This is a genomic window from Segatella copri, from assembly GCF_009494835.1.
Lineage (GTDB): Bacteria > Bacteroidota > Bacteroidia > Bacteroidales > Bacteroidaceae > Prevotella > Prevotella copri_F.
In genome coordinates this window covers 75,066-94,877 of record NZ_VZBE01000089.1, presented here as the reverse complement: position 1 = coordinate 94,877, position 19,812 = coordinate 75,066, and the positions used below count along the sequence as shown (strand labels likewise).

Below are 19,812 nucleotides of genomic sequence, written 5' to 3'. Positions count from 1 at the left end.
TTAAATCCACGGCTTATGTTACAGCTAAAGATAGTATCTCCTGAGAAAGTAGTCTTCCAGGGTGAGGTAGAGAGCGTACTGGTTCCGGGAACCCTCGGCTCGTTCGAGATTCTCAAGGATCACGCGCCTATCATCTCTTCGCTCGAAGTGGGCAAGGTGGAATACACTACCAGGGAAGGCAAGCAGGTAATGAACATCAAGGGCGGATTCGTGGAATGTAAGAAAAACGAAGTAAGCCTTTGCGTAGAAGTTTAGATAAGTGATTAATTTTTAGTGATTAATTATTAGATAATGGAAAAAGACGAAAAGTTGCGCTTGCAGACTATCAGACAGGCGAGTATCAGGTATAAGCAGATTTCTTTGTGGCTTACAGCAGCAGTGGCTCTTGCCGTGCTCTTTGCCTGCAGATTATCTGCTCAATGCGATGATATGATAGCCCAGGTTGTTAACCCGCTGGTAGTGAGTGCGATATTCTCACTCGTTGCAAGTACTGCTTATGGTGAAGCATGGAAGGCTGTTGCAAAGTCATCGCCAGCCAATCTCGCCAAGTTCTATCTGGCGGCACTGGTCTTGAAGCTGATGGCTGGTACATTGGTGTTCCTCATCTATGTGCTGGTATGCGACAAGCAGAACATTCTGGGCTTTACCGCCATCTTCGCCCTTTTCTATGTCGTACTTCTCGTGTTCGACTGCATCTACTTCGCTCGGGTAGAGAAAAAGAACCGTCTTTCATAAGCGGTTCTGAAACAAATAATTAATAAACAAAAGTAAGAATTAAAGAATATGAAACATCTCAAGCAATTCCTCTTGATGGCGATGCTGCTCTTTACGCTGGCACCTCTGCAGGTATCGGCCAAGGAGAACATCAATGTGAAAGAGATATTGTGGGGTCATATCAAGGATTCTTATGAATGGCATATCACCAAGGTGGGAGATCATCCCGTAGTGATTCATCTGCCAATCATCGTTAACACCACTTCGGGCTGGCACGTGTTCTGCAGCAGCGAATTCTCGGAAGAGAAGGATGCCAATGGAGACCGTCCAGGACCTTTCAACCTGGTGATCAAGAACGCTGATGCGCAGGCGAATCCCAACAAGATAGTAGAGAAGGTGGGAGGCCAGGAGGTTCGTCCGCTTGACATCTCCATCACGAAGACCGTTTGCGTGCTCTTCATCGATGCTATCATCCTGTTGCTCTGTGTCCTGATACCAGCCCGCTGGTGCAGGAAGCACAAGGTGGATGACCCTGCACCAAAGGGATTTGTGGGACTGATGCACATGTTCATCATGTCGGTATATACTGATGTAATTGAGGCCACCCTGGGTAAGGAGGCGCCAAAGTACGCACCATGGTTGCTTACTTGCTTCTTCTTTATCTTCGTGGCGAACATCATGGGTATCGTACCATTCCCTCCAGGTGGTGGTAACCTGACGGGTAATATCGCCTGCACCGTATTCTTCGGTGTAACGACATTCCTGATCACCAACTTCACCGGTACCAAGGAATACTGGAAGGATATCTTCTGGCCGGAGGTACCAACCTGGTTGAAGGTCCCTGTGCCACTGATGCCATTCATCGAGCTCTTCGGAATCTTTACGAAACCGCTGGCTCTGATTATCCGACTCTTCGCCAACATGATGGCGGGTCACGCCATCGCACTTTCGTTTGCGGCTATCATTTTCATTATGTTCAACATCAGTGAGAATGCTATCGCCAACTATGTGGCAGGTACGGGTATGACAATAGTAAGTGTTGCGATGAGCGCCTTTATGATGCTCCTCGAAGTATTGGTAAGCTACATTCAGGCATTGGTATTCACCATGCTGAGTGCAGTATTCATCTCGCTGGCTCATGTAAAGTCTCATGAGGCTGAGCCAGAGGTAGTGAAGTAGTTTATAGATTACGGATCTAATTTCATTCAGATAATAAACAAAGAAAATATAAACAACTTAAATTATTAAGATTATGTTATCACTTTTATTAGCAGCAGAGATTGCAAAGTTGGGTGCCGCAGTAGGTGCAGGTTTGGCCGCTATTGGCGCAGGTATTGGTATCGGTCGCATTGGTGGCCAGGCTATGGACGCTATGGCTCGTCAGCCAGAGAAGATGGGCGACCTCCGTTCTTCTATGATTATTGCAGCTGCGTTGGTTGAGGGTGTTGCGTTCTTCGCTGTCATCATCGCCATCCTGGCAATCGTTATGTAATCATCTCATCTGTCACTATCATCTGCCCCGATAAAAGAAAGTCTCAGGCATCAGCCTGATGTCTTTCCGGGACATGATAGAGATGATTCCTAGAGTTAGTTAAAATAAAACGTTTAAGTAAAACTTTAACCAGTATATATGGATTTATTGATTCCTGATAGCGGTTTGCTTTTCTGGATGACGCTGGTCTTCATCATCGTCTTCATCATTCTTTGGAAGGCTGGATTCCCAGCCATCATTAAGATGGTGAACGAGCGTAAGACTTACATCGATGAAAGTCTGAAGAAGGCTCACGAAGCCAACGAGAAGCTTGCCAATATCCAAAAAGAAGGTGAATCCATCTTGCAGGAAGCTCGCGAGAAGCAGGCTGCCCTCCTCAAGGAGGCTGCCGAAACCCGCGATGCCATTGTAGAGAAAGCACAGGATAAAGCACGCGAAGAAGGCGCACGTCTCCTCTCTGATGCCAAGAAGCAGATTGAGACTGAGAAGCAGAATGCCATTCGTGAAATCCGAGGCCAGGTAGCCGAACTCTCTGTTCAGATTGCAGAGAAGGTGCTCAAGGCTAAACTCTCTGACGACAAGGCACAGATGGATATGATAAATCGACTGCTGGACGAGGTTTCTTCTGACAACAAATAGTAAAGCTTATGGATATAGGTGTAATATCGGTGCGTTATGCCCGTGCCCTCATCAAGGCTGCACTCGGCATGAAGCTCGAAGATCAGGTCTACCAGGAGATGCAGACGCTCTTTAAGAGCTACATCGACGTGCCTGAACTGAGATTTACGATAGACAACCCTATGCTTTCCAAAGACAAGAAAGAGGCACTTCTCATCACAGCCCTGGGCAAGGAGCCTACGGAACTGAGCAAGAAGTTTGTCGCTCTCGTCTTGAAAGAGGATAGGGAGAGCACCCTGCAATTCATGGCTGCTTCGTATATCACTCTTTACAGGAAACAGAAGAACATCATCCGCGGTAAACTGATCACCGCCACTGCCGTTGACGCCTCTACTGAGGACAAGATGCGCAAGATGGTGGAGCAGAGAACGAAAGGTACTGTGGAGTTCAAGACCGAGGTGAACCCTGAACTGATTGGTGGTTTCATCCTTGAGTATGATACTTACAGAATGGATGCGAGCGTAAAGACTAAGCTCAACAACATTCTGACACAGCTCAAAAAGTAGGAGATAAGTGAAGAGTGAAGAACGATGAGTGAATAATTCAAGTGCTTTACTCTTTATGAATTTCTAATTTTAAAATTTTAAAGTAAATAAACAATGTCAGATAAAATTAAACCAAGTGAGGTGTCTGAGGTTCTTCAGCAGCAGCTCCAGGAGGTTAATGGCTCTCAGCAGTTTGACGAGGTGGGTACTGTGCTTACCGTCAGCGATGGCGTGGCTCGTATCTATGGTCTGCGCAATGCCGAGGCTAATGAACTTCTTGAGTTTGAGAACGGAACCATGGCTATCGTCATGAACTTGGAGGAAGACAATGTAGGTTGTGTCCTCTTAGGTCCTACAGCTGGCATCAAGGAGGGACAGAGCGTGAAGCGTACACACCGTATCGCTTCTATCCGCGTAAACGACAACTTCCTCGGACGTGTCGTAAACCCTCTGGGTCAGGCTATTGATGGTCTGGGTGATATCGACCTCACCGATTCTTTCGAGATGCCTTTGGATCGTAAGGCACCTGGTGTAATCTATCGTCAGCCAGTAAAGGAACCTCTTCAGACTGGTTTGAAGGCGGTAGACTCTATGATTCCTATCGGTCGTGGACAGCGTGAGTTGATCATCGGTGACCGTCAGACCGGTAAGACTGCCATCGCAGTGGATACCATCATCAACCAGAAGAGTTTCTATGAGGCTGGCAAGCCAGTATATTGTATCTATGTAGCTATCGGTCAGAAAGCATCTACCGTTGCAGCATTGGTACAGAACCTCAAGGAGCATGGCGCCCTGCCATATACCATCATCGTAAGTGCTACCGCTGCCGATCCTGCAGCCATGCAGTATTACGCACCATTTGCCGGTGCTGCTATCGGTGAGTACTTCCGCGACCGTGGTTACTCAGCTCTCGTAGTATACGATGACTTGAGTAAGCAGGCTGTGGCTTACCGTGAGGTATCTCTGATCCTCCGCCGTCCATCCGGACGTGAGGCTTATCCTGGTGATGTCTTCTATCTCCATTCTCGTCTGTTGGAGCGTGCCGCTCGTATCAACGACCAGCAGGAGGTAGCCGAGCAGATGAACGACCTTCCAGAGTGCATGAAGGGTCACGTAAAGGGTGGTGGTTCTTTGACAGCCCTTCCTATCATCGAAACACAGGCTGGTGACGTATCAGCATACATCCCAACCAACGTGATTTCCATCACCGACGGTCAGATCTTCCTTGAGACCGACCTCTTCAACCAGGGCTTCCGTCCAGCTATCAACGTAGGTATCTCCGTATCTCGTGTAGGTGGTTCTGCCCAGATCAAGAGTATGAAGAAGGTGGCTGGTACACTGAAGATTGATATGGCTCAGTATCGTGAGCTGGAGGCCTTCTCTAAGTTCTCTAGCGATATGGATGCCGTAACAGCGATGACTCTGGACCGTGGCCGTAAGAACGACCAGTTGCTGGTTCAGCCTCAGTACCGCCCAATGCCGGTAGGCGAGCAGGTAGCTATTCTCTACTGTGGTGTTCACGGTTTGATGCACGACGTGCCAATGGATAAGGTTCGCGACTGTCAGGATCTGTTCCTCGATGCAATGCGCAGCCAGCACGCTGATGTGATTGAGACTTTGGGCGATGGTAAACTCACCGACGATGCCATTAAGGCAGTAGAGGAGACCATGGCTAATGTTGCAGGACAATATAAAGCGTAATAGCCTATGCCGTCATTAAAAGAGATTAAAACTCGCCTAGCCAGCGTTAACAGTACCCGTAAGATTACGAGTGCGATGAAGATGGTGGCTTCCAGTAAGTTGCATCATGCTCAGGTAGCTATCCAGAATATGCTGCCTTATGGAAATATGCTGGAACATATCCTCAAGAGTTTCCTGGTAAGTACTCCGAATGTCGACCATCCGTTGCAGTTGGAGCACAAGGAGACCAAGCGTGTAGCTCTTGTGGTTTACAGTTCTAACAGCAGCTTGTGTGGTGGATTCAATTCCAACGTTATCAAGATGATGATGCATGCGGTGGACGAGTATAAGGCTCAAGGCATTGACGACATCACGGTATATCCTATCGGACGAAAAGTGGCTGAGAAGGCACAGAAACTGGGTTTGAAGATTGGCGGTAACTTTAACGATCTTGCCGATCATCCTCATGCCAGTACCTGTGCAGATATCGCCCATTCACTTGCCAAGCAGTATGCTGCTGGTGAGCTCGATAAGGTGGAGATGATTTATCATCACTTTAAGAGTGCCGGTTCACAGATTCTGACCCGCAAGACTTTCTTGCCTATTGACCTCAGCACTGAGTCGATAGGAGTGGACAACGATCGTGACCTTACCTCTAATGTGGCTACGGCAAAGGCTCAGGAATATCTGCGCCAAAAGCAGGCTGAAGCTGACGGACGCCAGAGTTCTGAGGCAAAACCTCTGAATGATGACTTCATTGTAGAGCCAGACTTGGAGACTGTTTTGGGAGTCTTGATTCCTAAGCAGCTTCGTCTGATGATTTATACAGCGTTGCTGGATAGCCAGGCGAGTGAGCATGCTGCCAGAATGGTGGCCATGCAGACCGCTACGGATAATGCCGATGAACTCTTGCGCGAACTCAACTTGCAGTACAACAAGAGTCGTCAACAGGCCATTACCAATGAATTGCTTGATATTGTGGGAGGTAGCGTAAACAACTAAGTTGCGCATCTCTTCAATCTATAAAATTAAATCTGGATGTTTGCAGTTCTGAACTTGCAGACATCCCGATTTTTTTATCTCCCTTAGTTACGAATGCTATCTCCCTTAGTTACGAATGCTATCTCCCTTAGTTACGGGTATTATCTCCCTTAGTTATGAAATTATCTCCGAAGGTTATGAAAATATCTCCGAAGGTTATGAAAATATCTTTCGGAGATATTCTCCTGTTATAGTCCTGTATATTTCCTGATAGCCTTGATGAAGGTATCGCCATATTTATTGAGTTTGAATTCTCCGATACCACTGATCAGGCTCATGGCATTCTTGGTGGTAGGTTTCATTCTTGCGAGTTCATGAAGGCTCTTGTCGCTGAGTACGATATATGGAGGATAACCCTGTTCGTCGGCAAGGTTCTTGCGTATCTTTCTGAGGTGTTCAAAGAGCCCTTTGTCTTCCACGCCTTTCGAGTCTTCCTGGAAGATGACACGTTCGGCATGCACCTCAGGAATGAGATTTCCCGGCTGGGCGATGGCGCCCTTCCTGTTGCGTACCGTTTTCTGTGGGCGGGTGGCTTTATCATCTTCTTCGATATAAGCCAACGAAACATGATGTTCTCCCTTCAGTACCTTCCAGCCTAAATCGGTAACCTTCATGTAGTTGTGGTTGTTGTAGGCAATCTCGAAGAATCCCATCTGCAGCATCTGCAGCAGATAAGCATTCCAGTCCTTAGATGTTGTATCCCTGCCCACACCGAAGGTTTTCATCTCGTTGTATTTGTTTTTCACAACGGCAGAAGAATGCATGCCTCTCAGAATCTCGATGCAGGTACCTACTGCAATATGCTCACCCGAACGGACCACGGCACTCAGGGCTTTCTGGGCTCTGATGGTGCCGTCGAAGGTGCGTGGAGGATTCTTGCAAACATCACAGTTGCCGCAGTTGCAGGATGATGTCTCGCCAAAATAATTCAGCAGAATGCGTCGTCGGCATACTCTCGATTCGGCATATTCCTCCATGCGGCGCAGTTTTTCCATATTCACATCACGCTGTCCGCTTTCTTCACAGAAAGAACGGAGGGTGATGATGTCGGCCATCGAATAGAACAGCACGGTATCTGATGGTGCTCCATCTCTTCCGGCTCTACCTATTTCCTGATAGAAACTCTCTATGCTTTTTGGCATATTATAGTGGATTACCCAGCGCACATTACTCTTGTCGATGCCCATTCCGAAAGCGATGGTAGCACATACCACCTGAATCTGGTCCATCTTGAACCGCTCCTGTACTGATGCTCTGGTCTGGGCAGTCATTCCGGCGTGATAGGCTGCGGCATTGATACCCAGATCGATAAGTTCCTGTGCTACCATTTCGGTGTTCTTGCGGGAGAGACAGTAGATGATGCCTGCTTCTTCCGGATGATTACTGATGAAGCGGGTGATGTATTGGAGCTTTGCCTTTTTGGTGCTCTCCTGTCTTACGGTGAGGGAGAGGTTGGGGCGGTCGAAACTGCTTACGAACGTCTGCCCATTGAGATGAAGCTGGCGTATGATATCTTCGCGCGTTATCTTGTCGGCTGTGGCTGTAAGCGCCATCACCGGGACATTGCGGAAATTCTCGTGCAGCATACCGAGTTGCGAATATTCCGGACGGAAATCGTGTCCCCACTGGCTGATGCAGTGGGCCTCGTCAACGGCAAAGAGCGAAATCTTGATGTTGCTGAATAAATAAGGTATCTCGCTGATGAGTTTTTCGGGCGAAACATAAAGAAGTTTCAGTTCTCCCTTCTCGCATCGGCGGCGGATGATGAGTTCATCGGTCGTGTCGTTTCCGCTGTTCAGTGCTTCTGCCGGGATACCGTTTGCCTTGAGCGCCTCCACCTGGTCGTGCATCAGACTGATGAGCGGTGAAATGACCACAGCGGTACCTTCCATTGCTAATGCGGGAACCTGGTAGCACAGACTCTTTCCACCACCTGTCGGCATGAGAACCAGACAGTCGTGTCCCTGCATTACCTCTCTGATAATCGCTTCCTGGTTGGGGCGGAAGGAATCGTATCCAAAATAGCTTTTTAATATCTCGTTTATCTGCATGATTGCCGTTTTATGATTTCTGCCTTTACCGGCATGTTTTTATTTTGATTTTCATGCAAAGGTAATGAATAATCTGCATAAATAAAAGTTTTCTCCAAGAAAAAGTGCATATTTCAAGTAAAAAACTTTGCAAAGAGCGAAAAACAGGAGGAAAAGTTTGGTATGTGGAAAAAATGTATTACTTTTGCATGGTAAATACAGATAAAAATGGCAAAATGTAATGTAAACACTCAAGAGCGATTTGCCGATATCCAGATGCTCCGTTATGAGCTGAAGGGTTTCGAAAACCTGTCGCTCACACAGAAAATTTATATTTATTGCTTGTCGAAGGCAACCCTCTTGGGACGAGATATCACCTTCGACCAGCAGGGCAAATACAACCTGCGCATCCGTAAAACCCTGGAGGCTGTATACCTTCATTATGAGGGTAATCGCGAAAGCGAAGATTTCAAGGCTTTCGAAGTTTATCTGAAGCGTGTCTGGTTTGCCAGCGGCATCCATCATCACTATGGATGTGAAAAGTTTGTGCCAGGATTTTCAGAGGAATCTTTCTATGAGATGGTTGGGGCTGTAGCCGATGAATATCTGCCTCTTTCCAAGGGACAGAGCAAGGAAGATCTGTTGGGCATTCTGGTGCCTGTCATCTTCAACCCGGAAGTCATGCCTAAGCGCGTGAATCAGACGGATGGCGAGGATCTGGTGCAGACTTCAGCCTGCAATTTCTATGAGAATGTTTCTCAGGCAGAAGTAGAACGTTTCTATGCCAGGATGAAGGAAGACGGCAACGAACAGGCTCCTTCTTATGGTCTGAACTCTAAACTGACCAAGCGTAATGGTGAACTGGTGGAGCTGAAATGGACAGAAGACGGCCTCTATGGTGCAGCTATCAAGGAGATTGTTTCCTGGTTGCTCCGTGCTCAGAAATATGCAGAAAATGAGGAACAGAAACATCTCATCGATCTCCTGGTGAAGTATTACCGTACAGGCGATCTGAAGGATTTCGACCGTTACAGCATTGCCTGGGTGCAGCAGCACGAGGGAATGGTTGATTTCATCAACGGATTTATCGAAGTGTATGGCGATCCGCTCGGACTGAAAGGTACTTGGGAAGGCATTGTAGAATATAAAGATCTTGAAGCTACGAAGCGCACCCAGACCATCAGTCAGAATGCCCAGTGGTTTGAGGACCATTCACCTGTAGATCCACGTTTCCGCAAGCCGGAGGTGAAGGGTGTTACAGCCAATGTCATCTGTGCGGCGATGTTGGGTGGCGAAGAGTATCCAGCTTCTGCCATCGGCATCAATCTTCCGAATGCCAACTGGATCCGTCAGGAATATGGTTCTAAGAGTGTGACCATCGGTAACCTGACCGAGGCATATAACAAGGCAGCTCAAGGCAATGGTTTCCGCGATGAATTCGTTATCGACGAGGATACCATCAGTCTGATGAATCAGTACGAGGATATTACAGATGATCTGCATACCGACCTGCATGAGTGTCTGGGACATGGTAGCGGACAGCTTTTGCCTGGTACCGACCCTGATGCACTGAAGGCGTATGGCAGTACGATAGAAGAGGCGAGAGCCGATCTTTTCGGACTCTATTATGTAGCTGACCATAAATTGGTAGAACTGGGTCTGACTCCGAATGATGAGGCATACAAGGCTCAGTATTACGGTTATCTGATGAACGGTCTGCTCACCCAGACTATCCGCATCAAGGAAGGCGACAAGATAGAGGAAGCCCACATGCGCAACCGTGCGCTGATAGCCTGGTGGGTGATGGAGCATGCCGAGGGTGCTGTGGAACTGGTGAAGATGGATATGAACTATGCTTCTGCCGAGGATGCTTTGAAGGACAGTGAGGGCAATATCATTACGACGAAGACTTATGTGAAGATTAATGATTATGCCAAGCTCCGCCATCTCTTCGGCGAGTTGCTTGCTGAAATTCAGCGCATCAAGAGCGAGGGTGATTTCGAGGCAGCCCGCCTGTTGGTAGAGAAGTATGCCGTGAATATTGATCCGGAATTGCATCGCGAGATACTGGCAAGATACAAGAAACTGAATCTCGCTCCATACAAGGGATTCATCAATCCGAAGATGACGCTGGAGATGGATGAAGAAGGCGAAATTACAGACGTGGTATTGGATTACGAGGAGAGCTATGTTGACCAGATGTTGCGCTACTCTGATGAATACGGAACGCTTTAGAAAGTTAATAGTTAAGAGTTGATAGTTTATAGGGCAATCTTGCTATACGGCGAAGCCGCTATAAACTGTTAACTATAAACTTTTAAAATGATGATAGATAATAAGAACGAGGAATTTCCGATAGTAGATGAAATGGGCAACATTCTGGGCGCTGTTACCCGCGGTCATGCCCATGACGGAAGCAAGATCTTGCATCCGGTAGTTCATCTGCATGTATTCAACAGCCGGGGTGATCTGTATCTGCAGCATCGTCCAGCCTGGAAGGATATCCAGCCAGATAAATGGGATACAGCCTGCGGCGGTCATGTTGATTTAGGCGAAAGTGTGAGTCAGGCTTTGCATCGCGAGGTAAGGGAAGAATTGGGTATCACCGATTTTGAACCGGAATCTCTTGGGCATTATGTCTTTGAGAGCCAGCGGGAAAAGGAACTGGTTTATGTACATCGCTGTGTATATGATGGTGAGGTGAAACCGAGCCAGGAAGAATTGGCCGGTGGCAGATTCTGGACAAAGGATGAAATCAGCGAAAACATCGGCAAGGGTGTTTTCACTCCGAACTTCGAAAACGAATACCAGAAGTATTTCATGTAACGCTGAAATTAGTCATAAAAATACGTCCCGACGTAGCATTTGCTGCATCGGGACGTATTTTTTTGTATGTCGGGACGCAGCAAATGCTACGTCGGGACGTATTTTTAGCAGGGTTGTGGCCTGTTTCTGACTGCGTCTGCAGAACCGTTAAATCTCGTAGATACCCTTGAGTGCTCCTCTTGCGATTTGTTCGAAATCTTCACCGAAGTCGCAGAAACGGAGAACCGCATTAGAGGCAGCATGTTTTATTCCCATGTTGTCACCCTGCAATGCTGCGGCAGCCTGATCCAGGAATTCGTTGATGCCACGCTCGTTAGGCTCTTTTCCATTGGCAAAAAGACGGGCAAGGAGCTGGAAACCGGCAATCTCATAGAGCGGCTTATCACTTGCTATCCATTGGTAGGCGATAACAGGCGCATAATCTACATGCTGCAAAAGGTTGAAGGCAAGCATCTCTGCCATCTCCTGACTCTGTACCTGTTCCATCCATAAATCTGTGATTTCCGGAAGCATCTTATCGGCAGGCATGATGAGTGTAGCCAGAATCTTGCATTCCCGGATATCTTCCTTCCACAGTTCGATGGCGAGGTCATAGTCTTTACCATATTCCTCAGCCATCTTTTTCAGTTCATAGAATGGTACGCCCCAATTCAGTTTATATCCCAGTCCCTTATCGCGCATAGATTGCGATCCCGGACCATTCATCAGCAAGCGGAAGCTTCGCTTGATAGTCATCAGTTTCTGATGTGTTTCTTCGTTCATTATATTTTGAGTAAACTATTAACTAAATTAAAGTTTCATTATTTTACAGAACATTCCTTCGAACTGTTCCTCTATATTTGCAGGTTTATGCTTGAAGATACCGAAGATGGCACTTCCGCTACCACTCATCGCTGCATATACGGCACCCAGGTTGTACAGCTTCTGTTTGATTTCTGCCAGTTCCGGGTGCATCTTGAAGATAGGTGCCTCAAAATCGTTGACAAGTTCCTCTTTCCAAGTTTCGATAGGCTGGCGTACAATGTCGCGGCAACATTTTGCTGGTGCCTGTGGGGTGATGGCTGCATAAGCCTCTTTGGTGCTGACGGCAATGTCATCGCGCTTCACCACAACCAGATGATAGCCCCTCAGATTATCGCCAGGACCACTTACCGGCATCAGTTCTTCTCCGATACCTTCTGCATAGCATGCAGTGTCACCATCTTCGGGGTCAGCAGAAATGAAGTAGGCGCAGTCTGCGCCCAACTTGGCAGCATATCTTTCCATCTCCGGATTACCGATGTTGAGACGGAAACGCTCGTCCAACAAACGAATCATGAAGGCTGCATCGGCAGAACCGCCACCCAAACCTGCCTGCGAAGGAATACGCTTCACCAGGTGAGCATGGATGCGTGGAATTCTGAAGTCGGCAGCCAGGAGATTATAAGCCTTTACAACGAGATTGTTCTGTTCGTCGCAATCCACTGCGTTACCTGTAATCTTCAGATCACAAGGAACATCGCTAGGGAATTCATCGCCCATGAGCTTGATTTCAAGTGCATCGGTCAGCGGAATAGGGTAGAACACCGTTTCAAGATTGTGGTATCCATCTTTCCGCTTGCTAACTATATTTAAACCAAGATTGATCTTGGCGCAAGGAAATGTAATCATAACTTTTCAGTTTAAAGGGTTCGTTACTATTTCTTTTTCTTTGCAAAGATACAGAAAAATATCTAACATGGTGCATCTTTTACAGGATTATTTTTATCAGTAGCATTAAAAATATTAAAATAAGCCCTGTTTTGCAATATCTTTTGTATCTTTGCAATTACAAATTATTAATAGATTATGAAAAAAGGAGATAAAGTCAGATTCTTGAGCGAAGTGGGTGGCGGAAAGGTTGCCGGCTTCCAAGGTAAAAATATTGTGCTCGTTGAGGATGAGGATGGTTTTGAGATTCCGATGCCTATCAACGAGGTGGTTGTGGTGGAGCAGGATGAATACTCCATGGGCAAGATGATTTCGGCTAAGATGGATGCGCAGCAGAAGGCTGAGGAGCATGCCAATACCGAACTGCATCAGGACAGCCGGAGTATCAAGGCCATCTTGAATGATCACGATGACGTGGATATGGATGTAGAGGAATATGATGCTGCCGACCGTGAGATAACCTTTGTGAAACCGGTTCAGGAACATACGGGTGGCAACAAACTCAGTGCTTATCTCGCCTTTGTACCTATCAACATCAAGGACGTAACCAATACCCGTTTCGAGACCTATATGGTGAATGACAGCAACTACTATCTCCACTATACCTATCTCGTGGCTGAGGGAAATGCATGGACTCTGAAAGCAGAGGGAGAAATAGAACCGAACACCAAACTCTTCATCGAGGAATTCGGTCGTGAGGCTCTGAACGAGATGGAGCATATCGCCATTCAGATGATAGCCTACAAGAAGGACAAGCCTTTCCTTCTGAAGCCGGCAACAGATGTTCAGTTCCGTCTCGATCCCGTGAAATTCTACAAACTTCATCTTTTCGAGGAGAACGATTTCTTCGAGACTCCAGCCTATCTCTTTACGATTGTAGAGAACGATGAAATAGCCCGTCCGCTGGTTATCGATTCCAAGCGTCTGAAAGAGCAGATGTATAAGGATGAGAAGGTTGTTGCCAACACCAGCAAGAAGAAGAGCAAGAAGGATGATGGTACCCTTGTGATAGATCTTCATGCGGATGAAGTGCTTGAAACAACTGCTGGAATGAATTCTGCAGATATTCTTCATTATCAGATGGATATCTTCAAGAAGACCATGGAGGAATATAAGAAAAAGAAGGGACAGAAAATTATCTTTATTCATGGAAAGGGCGAAGGTGTGTTGCGCCAGACTCTCATTCATGAGTTGAACTATCGCTATAAGAGTTGCACCTATCAGGATGCTTCTTTCCAGGAGTATGGCTATGGTGCTACACAGGTAACAATAAAGTAATTTATTATGAAGTACGGATTTATTAAGGTAGCTAGTGCCATCCCTGCCGTAAAGGTGGGTGATGTCATTTTCAATACCCAGCAGATAGAGGAACAGATAGCGCTGGCTGAGGGAAAGGGTGTAGAGATCATTACATTTCCGGAACTCTCTGTTACGGGCTATTCCTGTCAGGATCTCTTCCGCCAGCAGATGCTTCTCGAATCATCTGAGCAGGCGGTGATGATGTTGCTCGATTTCACACGCAAACTCGATATCATCTCTATCGTAGGTGCGCCGGTGATAGCGGGCGACTTGTTGCTCAATTGTGGTATCGTTATCCAGCATGGACAGATTCTCGGTATTGTACCGAAGACATATCTTCCAAACTACAGCGAGTTTTATGAGAAACGCTGGTTTGCCTCGGCTCAGGACCTGAGAGATTGCGAAGTCCGTTATGCCGGACATAAGGTGAAACTGACACCTGATGTTCAGATTTTTCAAACTTTCGATGGCGTACAGTTTGGTGTGGAAATCTGCGAAGATGTATGGGCTCCGGCTCCTCCTAGCAACAAACTGGCGCTAGCAGGAGCAGACCTGATTTTCAATCTTTCTGCAAGCGACGAACTCATCGGAAAACATCATTATCTGAAGAGTCTGCTCAGCCAGCAGAGTGCCCGTACCATGACCGGATATATCTACAGTTCCTGCGGATTCGGTGAGAGTACGCAGGATGTGGTTTATGGTGGAAATGCCCTGATTTATGAGAATGGAGTTTTACTTTCACAGAGTGAACGTTTCTCTATTGAACCGCAGATGGTTATCTCACAGATAGATGTAGAAAAACTCCGCTCTGAGCGTCGTACGAATTCTACTTATGTAAATGCCCAGCGCAATATTAAGTATTCTGTTCTCGGCGGTCAGTTCAATATCCGTAATATCGAAGCCGATCCTACCGAAAATGAACGCGATTTTGTGTTGGAACGTGAGGTGAATCCTCATCCGTTTATTCCTACCAGCAGCGATATGAATGCCTCTTGCGAGGAAATTTTCAATATCCAACTCATGGGACTAGCCAAGCGTATCGTTCATACCCATGCCAAGACCGTAGTAATCGGTATTAGCGGTGGTTTGGATTCTACGCTGGCCTTACTCGTTTGTGTAAAAGCTTTTGATAAACTCAAGATGAACCGTAAGGGTATCGTAGGTGTCACTATGCCGGGATTCGGAACCACAGACAGAACCTACAATAATGCTATCTCGCTGATGCAGAGCCTTGGTATTACCATTAAGGAAATCAGCATCGCCAAGGCTGTAACCCAGCACTTTGAGGACATCGGTCAGGATGCCAGTGTGCATGATGTGACTTACGAGAATTCCCAGGCTCGTGAACGTACCCAGATTCTGATGGATTTAGCCAATAAGATGGGTGGTATGGTTATCGGTACCGGCGACCTTTCAGAGTTGGCATTAGGATGGGCTACCTATAATGGTGACCACATGAGCATGTATGGCGTGAATGCCAGCATTCCTAAGACCCTGATCCGTCATCTCGTAAATCATGTAGCAGAGAGTGGGGTAGACGAACAGAGCCGCATCACTCTTCGGGATATCATCGATACTCCTATCAGTCCAGAGTTGATTCCGGCAGATGAGAATGGAAATATCAAGCAGAAGACGGAAGATTTGGTGGGACCATACGAACTGCATGATTTCTTCCTCTACTATTTCCTGCGTTTCGGTTTCCGTCCTTCCAAGATTTACATGTTGGCAAAGAAGGCATTTATTGATTCCGAACTGGAGCGTGTAAAGATCAGTGATAATGATCCTGACAGCTATGATGAGGAGACTATCAAAAAGTGGCTGAAGACCTTCGTGCGCCGTTTCTTCAATCAGCAGTTCAAGCGCAGCTGTCTGCCAGACGGTCCGAAAGTAGGTAGCGTAAGCCTCAGTCCTCGTGGCGACTGGCGTATGCCTAGTGATGCTGCATCTGCCATCTGGCTGCAAGAGGCTGAAAATTTATAATACATGGCAGCGAAGTTTTAATAAATCGGGAAATAAAAAGTTAGGAGTCGGGGCGCTGTTCCAACTCCTAACTTTTTCGTTTATAATAAAATAATTATATAAAAAGTCTTTCTATTTTTGGGTAAAACCTTTTTTTTTTGTAACTTTGCGCCCAAAAGTAAAAACAATATAAAAATAAAATAGATAATATGGCTAAGAAATTTGCCGAGCACAACGGTCTGAATTTGACTCAGACAAACAATGACGTACTAGCAGCGTGGGAGAAAAATGATATCTTCCACAAGTCTATCGACGAGCGTGAAGGCTGCCCTCAGTTTATCTTCTTCGAGGGACCTCCATCAGCTAATGGCCACCCGGGTATTCACCACGTGTTGGCACGTAGTATCAAGGATACATTCAACAGATACAAGACCATGAAGGGTTTCCAGGTTCACCGCAAGGCGGGATGGGATACCCACGGACTCCCTGTTGAACTCGGTGTCGAGAAGGAACTCGGCATCACCAAGAAGGATATCGACAACAAGGCTTCAGAGAAGTATATCTCTACTGAGGATTACAACCACAAGTGCCGCGAGAACGTGATGAAGTTCACCGCTGAGTGGCGCGAGTTGACCGAGAAGATGGGTTACTTCGTAGATCTCGATCATCCTTATATCACTTACGATAACAAGTATATCGAGACTCTCTGGTGGCTCCTCAAGCAGCTCTACAACAAGGGGTTGCTCTACAAGGGTTACACCATTCAGCCATACTCTCCAGGCGCAGGTACAGGCTTGAGCTCTCACGAGTTGAATCAGCCTGGATGCTATCGCGATGTTAAGGACCTCACCACCACAGCCCAGTTCCTCATCAAGGATCCTAAGGCTGAGTGGACCAAGTGGGGCAAGCCATACTTCATCGCATGGACCACTACACCTTGGACTCTGCCATCAAACGTGGCTCTCTGTGTGGGTCCTAAGATTGACTATGTAGCCATCGAGACCTACAACCTCTACAATGGCGAGCCTATGACACTCGTGATGGCTGAGGCTTTGGTAGGTTCATATCTGAAGGCAGACCAGGAGTGCAAGGAAGGCGATCTCCTGCCATTCGACAAGGAGAAGAAGCAGTGCCCTTGGCGCATTGTCGACCACATGAAGGGTACCGACCTCGAAGGCATGCACTACGAGCAGCTCCTGCCATGGGTAAAGCCATGCGAGAAGGTAGATCTCTTTGCACCGGCTTTCGTAACAGAATATGCTGCTGCTCATCCTGAGAAGGTATTCGCTTCTGAGGATGGTCGCGATCAGTTCGTCGAGATGGATAGCGAGGCTTTCCGCGTAATCCTCGGTGACTACGTTACTACCGATGATGGTACAGGTATCGTTCACATCGCTCCTACATTCGGTGCCGATGATGCCAAGGTGGCTAAGGATGCCAACATCCCAGCTCTCTACCTTATTAATAAGAAGGGTGAGACCCGCCCAATGGTTGACCTGCAGGGTAAGTTCTATCTCATCGAAGACCTCGATGCCAACTTTGTGAACGCTTGCGTCAACAAGGAGGCATACGCTCATCACGCAGGCGACTACGTGAAGAATGCCTACGACCCACAGTTTAATGTGGATGGCGTTTGGGACAAGAAGGCTTCTGAGAAGGCTGAAGACCTGAACATCGTACTCTGCTACGAGTTGAAACAGGAGGGCAAGGCTTTCAAGAGCGAGAAGCACGTGCACAACTATCCTCACTGCTGGCGTACCGACAAGCCTATCCTCTATTATCCATTGGATAGCTGGTTTATCAAGGATACAGCCCGCAAGGAGCGTATGGTAGAACTCAACAAGACCATCAACTGGCAGCCTGAGAGCACCGGTACTGGCCGTTTCGGCAACTGGCTCGAGAACCTGAACGACTGGAACCTTTCACGTTCCCGCTTCTGGGGTACTCCATTGCCAATCTGGCGTGATGAGAACCGTGGCGAGAAGTGCATCGGCAGTCTTGAGGAACTCTATGCTGAAATCGAGAAGTCAGTGGCTGCCGGTATCATGCAGAGCAACCCATTGAAGGAGAATGGTTTCGTTCCTGGCGACTATAGTCAGGAGAACTATGATAAGATTGACCTCCACCGTCCATACGTTGACAAGATTGTATTGGTTAACGAGGAGGGCAAGCCAATGTATCGTGAGAGCGACCTCATCGACGTTTGGTTCGATTCAGGTTCAATGCCTTACGCCCAGCTCCACTACCCATTCGAGGGTGAGATGGCTCGTGGCACAGAGGCAGACCGCGATGCACTCATCCACAGCACCTACGAGGGATATGCTATTCCTCCTAAGTTCTATCCAGCCGACTTCATCAACGAGGGCGTGGATCAGACCCGTGGATGGTTCTTCACTCTGCACGCCATCGCTACCATGGTATTCGATAGCGTAGCCTTCAAGAACGTAATCTCTTCTGGTCTCGTTCTCGATGCCAAGGGTAACAAGATGAGTAAGCACGTGGGTAACGTGACTAACCCATTCGAAATGATTGACAAGTATGGTGCCGATCCTGTTCGTTTCTATATGATGACCAACAGCGAGCCTTGGGACAACCTCAAGTTCGACCCTAATGGTGTGGACGAGACCCGTCGTAAGTTCTTCGGTACCTTATATAATACCTACAGCTTCTTCGCCCTCTATGCTAATGTAGATGGTTTCGATGCTGAGGCTGCTCAGGTGCCATTCGAAAAGCGCCCAGAGATTGACCGCTGGATTCTCTCTTCACTCAATACCCTCATTAAGGGCGTTGACAGAGAGTTGGCTAGCTACGACCCAACCCGTGCTGGTCGTCTCATCGATGCTTTCGTCAACGATGACCTCTCTAACTGGTACGTTCGTCTGAACCGTAAACGTTTCTGGGGTAAGGAGATGAGCGAGGATAAGCTGAGTGCTTACCAGACTCTCTATACCTGCCTGATGACAGTGGCTAAGCTGCTGGCACCATTCGCTCCATTCTATGCAGACGAGTTGTATCACGACTTGGGCGGCGAGTTGGAGAGCGTACATCTCGATAAGTTCCCTGTAGCTGATGAGGCTGCCATCGATGCCGACCTGGAGGAGCGTATGGCCATCGCCCAGAAGATTACTTCTATGGTATTGGCATTGCGCCGCAAAGTGAACATCAAGGTGCGTCAGCCACTCCAGCAGATCATGATTCCTGCAGTAGATGATGTACAGAAGGCACACATCGAGGCAGTAGCAGGACTGTTGAAGAACGAGGTGAACGTGAAGGAGGTTAACTTCATTGAGGGTCAGGGCATTCTCGTAAAGAAGGTGAAGTGTAACTTTAGAGTGATGGGTAAGAAGTTCGGCAAGCTGATGAAGGGTGTTGCTGCCCAGATGTCAGCGCTCGATCAGGACCAGATTGCAGCCTTCGAGAAGGCAGGCAACATCACATTGAATATCGACGGACAGGAAGCCGTGGTAGAGGTAGCCGACGTGGAGATTATCTCTGAGGATATTCCAGGATGGCTCGTATCTAACGAGGGCAATCTGACCGTAGCGCTTGAAGTAGAGTTGACCCCAGAATTGAAGAAGGAGGGTATGGCTCGTGAGTTGATCAACCGTATCCAGAACCTCCGCAAGGAGACAGGTCTGGAGATTACCGACCGCATCAACGTAACTGTGGCTCCTAATGAGGAGACTGACGCAGCCATCGAGGCATTCGCCGACTACATCAAGGGTCAGGTATTGGCAGACAGCATCGAAATCGGCGACAACGCAGGTGTTGAGACCGAGTTTGATGACTTTAAGTTGAACATTCTCGTAGAGAAGAATTAAATAGTTAGGAGTTAGGAGTTAGAAGTTAGGAGCATTTCCAAACTACTTGCTTCTAACTTTCTAGCCCTTATTTCCTAAAAACATTAACAAATAACATA

Annotated in this window: 16 protein-coding genes; 13 read left to right on the top strand and 3 right to left on the bottom strand. The window is 47.4% G+C overall.

Translation table 11 applies throughout. The features are described 5' to 3' along the window. Positions 1–15 precede the first annotated feature (15 nt). From atpC to F7D47_RS14275, 8 genes are all read left to right on the top strand, one after another. Positions 16–255, top strand: coding sequence for an ATP synthase F1 subunit epsilon (atpC, locus tag F7D47_RS14310; protein ID WP_153085474.1), 240 nt, complete (start codon positions 16–18; stop codon positions 253–255). A 36-nt stretch (positions 256–291) separates the two neighbouring features. After that, positions 292–735 (top strand): hypothetical protein, encoded by a 444-nt coding sequence (locus F7D47_RS14305; protein WP_022121942.1) that lies wholly within the window; start codon positions 292–294, stop codon positions 733–735. 48 nt (positions 736–783) lie between these two features. Further along, positions 784–1,893 carry a F0F1 ATP synthase subunit A gene (locus F7D47_RS14300; protein ID WP_153085475.1) on the top strand — a complete coding sequence of 370 codons (1,110 nt, stop codon included), beginning with the start codon at positions 784–786 and terminating at the stop codon, positions 1,891–1,893. Between the two features lie 73 nt (positions 1,894–1,966). Continuing rightward, positions 1,967–2,206, top strand: a complete 240-nt coding sequence (gene atpE / locus F7D47_RS14295; protein WP_006846851.1) for an ATP synthase F0 subunit C — start codon at positions 1,967–1,969, stop codon at positions 2,204–2,206. 138 nt (positions 2,207–2,344) lie between these two features. Continuing rightward, positions 2,345–2,845 carry a F0F1 ATP synthase subunit B gene (gene atpF, locus F7D47_RS14290; RefSeq protein ID WP_153085476.1) on the top strand — a complete coding sequence of 167 codons (501 nt, stop codon included), beginning with the start codon at positions 2,345–2,347 and terminating at the stop codon, positions 2,843–2,845. 8 nt (positions 2,846–2,853) lie between these two features. Next, complete coding sequence (locus F7D47_RS14285; protein ID WP_153085477.1) at positions 2,854–3,390, top strand: F0F1 ATP synthase subunit delta; 537 nt, start codon at positions 2,854–2,856, stop codon at positions 3,388–3,390. A gap of 93 nt (positions 3,391–3,483) precedes the next feature. Then, a complete protein-coding gene (gene atpA, locus F7D47_RS14280) occupies positions 3,484–5,070 on the top strand; it encodes a F0F1 ATP synthase subunit alpha (RefSeq protein WP_118079073.1) in 1,587 nt (528 codons plus the stop codon). 6 nt (positions 5,071–5,076) lie between these two features. Next, positions 5,077–6,051: a F0F1 ATP synthase subunit gamma gene (locus F7D47_RS14275; RefSeq protein WP_153085478.1), complete on the top strand. Its 975-nt coding sequence runs from the start codon at positions 5,077–5,079 to the stop codon at positions 6,049–6,051. Positions 6,052–6,278: 227 nt separating this feature from the next. Here F7D47_RS14275 and recQ read toward each other — a convergent pair whose 3' ends face one another. Continuing rightward, complete coding sequence (gene recQ / locus F7D47_RS14270; RefSeq protein WP_118066554.1) at positions 6,279–8,141, bottom strand: DNA helicase RecQ; 1,863 nt, start codon at positions 8,139–8,141, stop codon at positions 6,279–6,281. A 207-nt stretch (positions 8,142–8,348) separates the two neighbouring features. Here recQ and F7D47_RS14265 point away from each other — a divergent pair, with 207 nt between their 5' ends. Together F7D47_RS14265 and F7D47_RS14260 are read left to right on the top strand one after the other, a co-directional pair. After that, a complete protein-coding gene (locus tag F7D47_RS14265) occupies positions 8,349–10,355 on the top strand; it encodes a dipeptidyl-peptidase 3 family protein (RefSeq protein ID WP_153085479.1) in 2,007 nt (668 codons plus the stop codon). A gap of 87 nt (positions 10,356–10,442) precedes the next feature. After that, positions 10,443–10,946 carry an NUDIX hydrolase gene (locus F7D47_RS14260; RefSeq protein WP_118081131.1) on the top strand — a complete coding sequence of 168 codons (504 nt, stop codon included), beginning with the start codon at positions 10,443–10,445 and terminating at the stop codon, positions 10,944–10,946. Between the two features lie 147 nt (positions 10,947–11,093). On the opposite strand, the gene F7D47_RS14255 is transcribed toward F7D47_RS14260, so the two are convergent. Together F7D47_RS14255 and ispE are read right to left on the bottom strand one after the other, a co-directional pair. Continuing rightward, positions 11,094–11,708, bottom strand: coding sequence for a DNA alkylation repair protein (locus F7D47_RS14255; RefSeq protein WP_117726956.1), 615 nt, complete (start codon positions 11,706–11,708; stop codon positions 11,094–11,096). A gap of 27 nt (positions 11,709–11,735) precedes the next feature. Next, positions 11,736–12,596 carry a 4-(cytidine 5'-diphospho)-2-C-methyl-D-erythritol kinase gene (gene ispE, locus F7D47_RS14250; RefSeq protein ID WP_117692879.1) on the bottom strand — a complete coding sequence of 287 codons (861 nt, stop codon included), beginning with the start codon at positions 12,594–12,596 and terminating at the stop codon, positions 11,736–11,738. Between the two features lie 177 nt (positions 12,597–12,773). Between ispE and F7D47_RS14245 the strand changes: the two genes are divergently transcribed. The 3 genes from F7D47_RS14245 to ileS all read left to right on the top strand — a co-directional run bounded on the left by F7D47_RS14245 (position 12,774) and on the right by ileS (position 19,714). Continuing rightward, on the top strand, positions 12,774–13,913 hold the full coding sequence (locus F7D47_RS14245) for a DUF2027 domain-containing protein (RefSeq protein ID WP_022121950.1): 1,140 nt from the start codon (positions 12,774–12,776) through the stop codon (positions 13,911–13,913). 6 nt (positions 13,914–13,919) lie between these two features. Then, complete coding sequence (locus F7D47_RS14240; RefSeq protein WP_022121951.1) at positions 13,920–15,914, top strand: NAD(+) synthase; 1,995 nt, start codon at positions 13,920–13,922, stop codon at positions 15,912–15,914. Between the two features lie 188 nt (positions 15,915–16,102). After that, entirely contained in the window at positions 16,103–19,714 is a 3,612-nt protein-coding gene (gene ileS, locus F7D47_RS14235; protein ID WP_153085480.1) for an isoleucine--tRNA ligase, read from the top strand. Positions 19,715–19,812: the final 98 nt, after the last annotated feature.

Excerpts from the sequence above, each read along its gene's own strand:
- F7D47_RS14285 (WP_153085477.1), top strand. The coding sequence starts at position 2,854 with ATGGATATAGGTGTAATATCGGTGCGTTATGCCCGTGCCCTCATCAAG.
- F7D47_RS14305 (WP_022121942.1), top strand. The coding sequence starts at position 292 with ATGGAAAAAGACGAAAAGTTGCGCTTGCAGACTATCAGACAGGCGAGT.
- F7D47_RS14240 (WP_022121951.1), top strand. The coding sequence starts at position 13,920 with ATGAAGTACGGATTTATTAAGGTAGCTAGTGCCATCCCTGCCGTAAAG.
- F7D47_RS14275 (WP_153085478.1), top strand. The coding sequence starts at position 5,077 with ATGCCGTCATTAAAAGAGATTAAAACTCGCCTAGCCAGCGTTAACAGT.
- F7D47_RS14265 (WP_153085479.1), top strand. The coding sequence starts at position 8,349 with ATGGCAAAATGTAATGTAAACACTCAAGAGCGATTTGCCGATATCCAG.
- atpC (WP_153085474.1), top strand. The coding sequence starts at position 16 with ATGTTACAGCTAAAGATAGTATCTCCTGAGAAAGTAGTCTTCCAGGGT.
- F7D47_RS14300 (WP_153085475.1), top strand. The coding sequence starts at position 784 with ATGAAACATCTCAAGCAATTCCTCTTGATGGCGATGCTGCTCTTTACG.
- atpF (WP_153085476.1), top strand. The coding sequence starts at position 2,345 with ATGGATTTATTGATTCCTGATAGCGGTTTGCTTTTCTGGATGACGCTG.
- atpE (WP_006846851.1), top strand. The coding sequence starts at position 1,967 with ATGTTATCACTTTTATTAGCAGCAGAGATTGCAAAGTTGGGTGCCGCA.
- F7D47_RS14260 (WP_118081131.1), top strand. The coding sequence starts at position 10,443 with ATGATGATAGATAATAAGAACGAGGAATTTCCGATAGTAGATGAAATG.
- F7D47_RS14245 (WP_022121950.1), top strand. The coding sequence starts at position 12,774 with ATGAAAAAAGGAGATAAAGTCAGATTCTTGAGCGAAGTGGGTGGCGGA.
- F7D47_RS14255 (WP_117726956.1), bottom strand. The coding sequence starts at position 11,708 with ATGAACGAAGAAACACATCAGAAACTGATGACTATCAAGCGAAGCTTC.
- ispE (WP_117692879.1), bottom strand. The coding sequence starts at position 12,596 with ATGATTACATTTCCTTGCGCCAAGATCAATCTTGGTTTAAATATAGTT.
- ileS (WP_153085480.1), top strand. The coding sequence starts at position 16,103 with ATGGCTAAGAAATTTGCCGAGCACAACGGTCTGAATTTGACTCAGACA.
- atpA (WP_118079073.1), top strand. The coding sequence starts at position 3,484 with ATGTCAGATAAAATTAAACCAAGTGAGGTGTCTGAGGTTCTTCAGCAG.
- recQ (WP_118066554.1), bottom strand. The coding sequence starts at position 8,141 with ATGCAGATAAACGAGATATTAAAAAGCTATTTTGGATACGATTCCTTC.